The organism is Bradyrhizobium pachyrhizi, assembly GCF_001189245.1.
GTDB classification, from domain to species: domain Bacteria; phylum Pseudomonadota; class Alphaproteobacteria; order Rhizobiales; family Xanthobacteraceae; genus Bradyrhizobium; species Bradyrhizobium pachyrhizi.
The window spans coordinates 30,248-34,866 of sequence record NZ_LFIQ01000107.1 but is presented as its reverse complement, the minus strand read 5'-3'; the positions used below and the strand labels follow the sequence as shown (position 1 = coordinate 34,866).

Annotated in this window: 6 protein-coding genes and 1 pseudogene; all 7 read right to left on the bottom strand. The window is 66.4% G+C overall.

All coding sequences use genetic code 11. From position 1 onward, the window contains the following. Positions 1–392, bottom strand: a pseudogene (locus tag AKL29_RS45640) (type II secretion system minor pseudopilin GspK); the annotation flags it as partial. Further along, positions 392–1,099: a PulJ/GspJ family protein gene (locus AKL29_RS27350; protein WP_050386313.1), complete on the bottom strand. Its 708-nt coding sequence runs from the start codon at positions 1,097–1,099 to the stop codon at positions 392–394. The pseudogene AKL29_RS45640 and the gene AKL29_RS27350, both read right to left, overlap by 1 nt. Further along, entirely contained in the window at positions 1,096–1,506 is a 411-nt protein-coding gene (locus AKL29_RS27345) for a prepilin-type N-terminal cleavage/methylation domain-containing protein (RefSeq protein WP_244482452.1), read from the bottom strand. The genes AKL29_RS27350 and AKL29_RS27345 overlap by 4 nt, the downstream gene beginning before the upstream one ends. After that, positions 1,481–1,945: a type II secretion system protein gene (locus AKL29_RS27340; RefSeq protein WP_050386340.1), complete on the bottom strand. Its 465-nt coding sequence runs from the start codon at positions 1,943–1,945 to the stop codon at positions 1,481–1,483. Before AKL29_RS27340 ends, AKL29_RS27345 begins: the two co-directional genes overlap by 26 nt. A 15-nt stretch (positions 1,946–1,960) precedes the next feature. Continuing rightward, positions 1,961–2,476 (bottom strand): type II secretion system major pseudopilin GspG, encoded by a 516-nt coding sequence (gene gspG, locus AKL29_RS27335; RefSeq protein WP_050386312.1) that lies wholly within the window; start codon positions 2,474–2,476, stop codon positions 1,961–1,963. A 17-nt stretch (positions 2,477–2,493) separates the two neighbouring features. After that, complete coding sequence (locus AKL29_RS27330; protein WP_050386311.1) at positions 2,494–3,705, bottom strand: type II secretion system F family protein; 1,212 nt, start codon at positions 3,703–3,705, stop codon at positions 2,494–2,496. Between the two features lie 4 nt (positions 3,706–3,709). Continuing rightward, on the bottom strand, positions 3,710–4,619 hold a 910-nt coding region (locus AKL29_RS45635; RefSeq protein WP_244482451.1), incomplete at its 5' end, for a GspE/PulE family protein.

Below are 4,619 nucleotides of genomic sequence, written 5' to 3'. Positions count from 1 at the left end.
TATTCAGCGGCGGCGTCCTTGCGGGCGCCGAGCACGACGAACAGGCCGATCAGCATCTCCTTCGACGCGTAGTTCAGATCAAGGCGGCCGGCCTCCGACGTAAAGGTGACACCGACGCTGGCATCGTCGAGACCGAAATGAAACGTCCCCTGCTGCGGCCTCGTCTTGTCGTCCGTCAGCGTCAGCTGATAGGCGGTGAGCTCGAGCCCGGCCGACACCAGCGCCTCGGTCTGCAACGACAGGTCGCTGGCCGCCAGCGCGCGCGCCGACGCGGCCAGATAGGCCGAGAAGATGATCGCCAGCGACGACAGCGCCAGCAGGATCCAGAGCACCGCAACGATGACGAAACCGCGATTGGCCGGCGATCGGCCGATCTTGCCGGACGCATGCATCACGTCTTCCCCTGACCAGTGGCACTGCCGGAACTCTGCTTGTCGCCGCAATTGCCGTCCGGCTTGGTGCAGTCGCTCGGAATCTGGACATGGACCGGCGCGATGGTCGAAACCGACAGGACGCGCTGGCTCGCCGCATCGCGCACGGTCAGCCGGATCATCGCCGGCAGTCTGTCGGCGTCCTTCCAGGCGCTCTTCCAGGCCCGGTCAGCGCCGGCATAGGCGAACGACAGCCGATAGGGCGCGCGCAGCAGCACCACCGGACTGCCGAGATGGACCTGCTCCGACAGCGACACCCCGTCGGCAAGCGGCGTGAAGCGCGTCTGCGTGCGAACCGTGACGAACTCGCCGCGATCGCTGACCTCGCCAAGGCGCACCACATCGAGCCCCGGCCCGGCATTCGGCCCGACCGACGTGCGCACGAACATCACCGACAATTCCGATCCGTCGAACAGCGGCTTGTGGCTGTCGCGGTTGGCGGCAACGAACTCCGCGGCCGCAAGATCGGCGCCGATCCGCTCCAGCGCGATCCCGACCAATTCGCTGCGCTGGATCCGGTCGAGGCCCTTGTTCCAGCTCGGCAGCCATTGCGCGGTGATGCTGGCGAGCGCCGACAGCAACAGCCCCATCAGCGCCAGCGCGACGATAGTCTCGATCAGCGTGAAGCCGCGCTCGTCCGTTCGCTGGTCTGCCCATGCCCGGGTCATTCCGACGACCTCGGCATCAGGCGCACGGTGCGAATGTCGGACAGCGCACCGCCCGGGGATTTGACGCGAATCCGCACCAGCTCCGGGGCCCATGGCACATTGCCCTCCGGCACCTTCCAGTCGCCGCCGAGCGGAGCGACGTCGATGGTCCAGCGGTAGCCCTCCGCCTGCCCCGTCGAGGTGCCCGACTGCAATTCCGCGCGGGGCGGGATGCCGACCGTCATCAAGGTGCGCACCGCCTGCATCAGCGCCACGTGCTGCTCCAGCGCTCGCACGCCGCGCGTCTTGACGCCCATGACTGCGCCGATCGCAACGATCGAGACAGCCACCAGCGCCAGCGCCACCAGCACCTCGATGATGGTGAACCCCGCATCAGCACGGTTAGTTGGCAGCGACGTCGCGGGCAACGATTTCAACCCTTCCGGTAAGCCAGTTGACGCGAACCTCATATCCCGCATCGAGCCGCGTCAGCGCGATGGAGCCGCCGCAGGAACCGCCATTGGCGAAGAAGCGGATGGTCGACAGTGCGGCGCGACGCTGACAGCTCTGCGGCAGCACGGCATCGAACCGTACGTCCTCGGGGATCCGCACCGTCATGCGCGACGCCCCGGAGTGGATCACCCGGCTCGGCGCATCAACCAGCGTCGCAACGCTGGTGCTGCGCTCGATGGCGGCATTCCGGTCGGCCTTCAGCAGCGTCGCTGTTTGCAATGCATAGGCCTGCAGGCGCGATCGCGAGGTCTGGTGCGGAATGAACGGAAGCAGCACGGCCGCCAGCAGCGCGATGATGGCGAGCACGCACACCATCTCGAGCAGGGTGAAACCGCGCTGCGTCGCGTCACTCATGCTTGCCATGCATCCTTACTGGTCGTTGTTCGCGGCGGTGGTCTTCTCGAGCGAGATATCGGCCGAGGTACCGCTGCCGCCCTCCTGACCATCGGAGCCGTAGGAGACGATGTCATACGGTCCATGTTCGCCCGGCGAGCGATAGAGATAGGGGTGGTTCCAGGGATCGTTCGGCACGTTGCCGCCCTTCAGATACGGGCCATTCCAGGCCGCGACCCCCGGCGTGCGCCGGACCAGCGCGGCAAGCCCCTCAGCCGTGGACGGGAAGCGCCCGGCGTCGAGATAGAACAGGTCGAGCGCGCTGGAGAAGCTCTGCAGCTGAATGCGCGCGGTCTTGACCTTGGATTCGCTGAGATAGTTGAGCACGCGCGGCCCGATCAGCCCCATGATCAGGCCGATGATCGCGATCACGACCAGCATCTCGACCAGCGTGAAGCCTTCCTGCCCCGAACGCCTCTGGCTTTGCGACGGCGTGCGAGCGCGTTCCGCTCGCGTGGCGAATGCCTTTATGATGATGTTGCGCGATATCATGGCCGATGACCCCTGCTCTAACCGACTAGCTGCGTAACCGAGAGCAGCGCCGTCATGACCGACACGATCAGTCCGCCGACCACGGTGCTGATCGTGATGATCGCCAGCGGACCGACGATGCCGACGACCCGGTCCAGGCTGCGCTGCAATTTTGCTTCGTAGAATTCCGCGACCCGCCCGGCCAGCACCGGCAGCTGCCCGGTCTCTTCACCGAGCCGCAGCATGCGGACCGCCATCGGCGGCAGGCTGTCCGCCACGGCGAGTGCTTCCGACAATTTGCCGCCATGGCGGACGCGGTCGGCGGCGGCGGTCCAGTTCGCCTCGCTTCCGGTCACCGACATGATGTCGACCAGGATGCGCAGCGCGGCGGTGAGGTTGACACCGCTGCCGAGCAGGACGCCGAGATTGCGGCAGAACAGGCTGGCCCGATAGAACTGGAAGGCGCTGCTGATGCCCGGCACACGCGAGATGGCGTTGACCAGCGCGGCGCGCACGCGCGCCTGCCGTAGCAGCCACCATGTGAGCGCAATCGTCGCCGCGCTGATCAGGCTTGCCGCGGTGGCATTGGCGCGCAGGAAATCCGATACTGCAATGAAGCTGGCGAGCGCCGTGTCCGACTTGCCGCCGAAATCGCCGAGCACGGTCGAGAATTGCGGCAGCACGAACAGCAGGAAGAACAGCATCACACCGGACGCCGCGACCAGCACGAAGGCCGGATATTGCATGGCGTCGGTCAGCTTGCGCCGCATCTGCTCGGAACGCGCGCGCTCGGTCCCCAGCATCTCCAGCACGGAATCGAGCGTGCCGGAGATTTCTCCCACCCGGACCAGGGCGATGTACATCGGCTGGAACAGGGTTGGATGATCGGCAACCGCATCGGCAAAGCTCTCGCCGGTGAGCAGGGCGGCGCGAATCTTCGCCACCACGGGTCGCATCCGGCCGACATCGGCGTCGCCGGACAGCAGCTCCAAGGCATCGTCAAGCCGCGCACCGGCCTTGAGCAGCAGCGCGAGATCACGCGTGAACGTAGTGACCTCGGCCGCACTCGGCCCGCCGAACAGGCTGCGGCCACCGGTGGCTCCGGATGCGCGCTTGTCCTCGGTGGTTTCGATCGGCAGCAGCTTGAGATATTCGATGCGCCGCGCCACCTCGGCCGCCGTCGGGGCGGAGATCGTGCCGTTCACGATCTCGCCGGCCTGAGTCAAAGCGCGATAGCGATAATTCGGCACGGCGTCACCGCACCGTTGCGACGCGGAGGATCTCGGCAGGCGAGGTCAATCCGGCGCGGCATTTGGCGACCCCATCGTCGAGCATCGTGGTCATGCCCGAGCGGATCGCCATCGTATCGATCTTCAGCCCGTCGGTTCGCTCCCCGACCAGTTCGCGCAGTTCATTGGACAGTTCGAGCAACTCGAACACGCCGAGGCGGCCGCGATAGCCGGTCCCGCCACAGCGCTCGCAGCCGCATGGCTCCTGAATGATCTCGTCGGCCTTGAAGCCGAGCGCGGCGAGCCGGGGGTCCTCGGCGAAATCGGCTGTTGCCAGCGGCCGCGCCGCCTTGCAGCGCTCGCAGAGTTGGCGGACCAGACGCTGTGCGATCACACCGCGCAGCACCGAACGCAACAGATAGCCTTCGACCCCGAGGTCGAGCAGACGCGGCACCGCGGCAGCCGCGGTCTCGGTGTGCAGCGTCGTTAGCACCAGATGCCCGGTCAGCGCCGCATGAACCGCGACATGCGCGGTCTCCGAATCGCGGATTTCGCCGACCATGATCACATCCGGGTCCTGGCGAACGAAGGACCGCAGCGCGGTGGCGAAGGTCAGGCCGATCGCGGGCTTGATCTGGGACTGGTTGACGCCGGGAAGCTCGTATTCGACCGGATCCTCGATGGTCAGGATCTTGCGGCTCGGCTCATTGAGGATCGACAGGATCGTGGCCAGCGTCGTGGTCTTGCCGCTGCCGGTCGGTCCCGTGATCACGACCATGCCGTGCGGCAGCTTCAAGAGCCGCCGCAGCTTGGCTTCGTCGGGCTCGGAGAATCCGAGCTTTTCGACCACCAGCAGGCCGCGATCCTTGGGCAGGATACGGATGACACAGGATTCGCCGTGCTGCGTCGGCATGATCGCGACGCGGATATCGATG

What these genes read in the sequence shown, in the direction of transcription:
- AKL29_RS27350 (WP_050386313.1), bottom strand. Translation starts at nt 1,099, where the DNA reads ATGACCCGGGCATGGGCAGACCAGCGAACGGACGAGCGCGGCTTCACG.
- AKL29_RS27340 (WP_050386340.1), bottom strand. Translation starts at nt 1,945, where the DNA reads ATGAGTGACGCGACGCAGCGCGGTTTCACCCTGCTCGAGATGGTGTGC.
- gspG (WP_050386312.1), bottom strand. Translation starts at nt 2,476, where the DNA reads ATGATATCGCGCAACATCATCATAAAGGCATTCGCCACGCGAGCGGAA.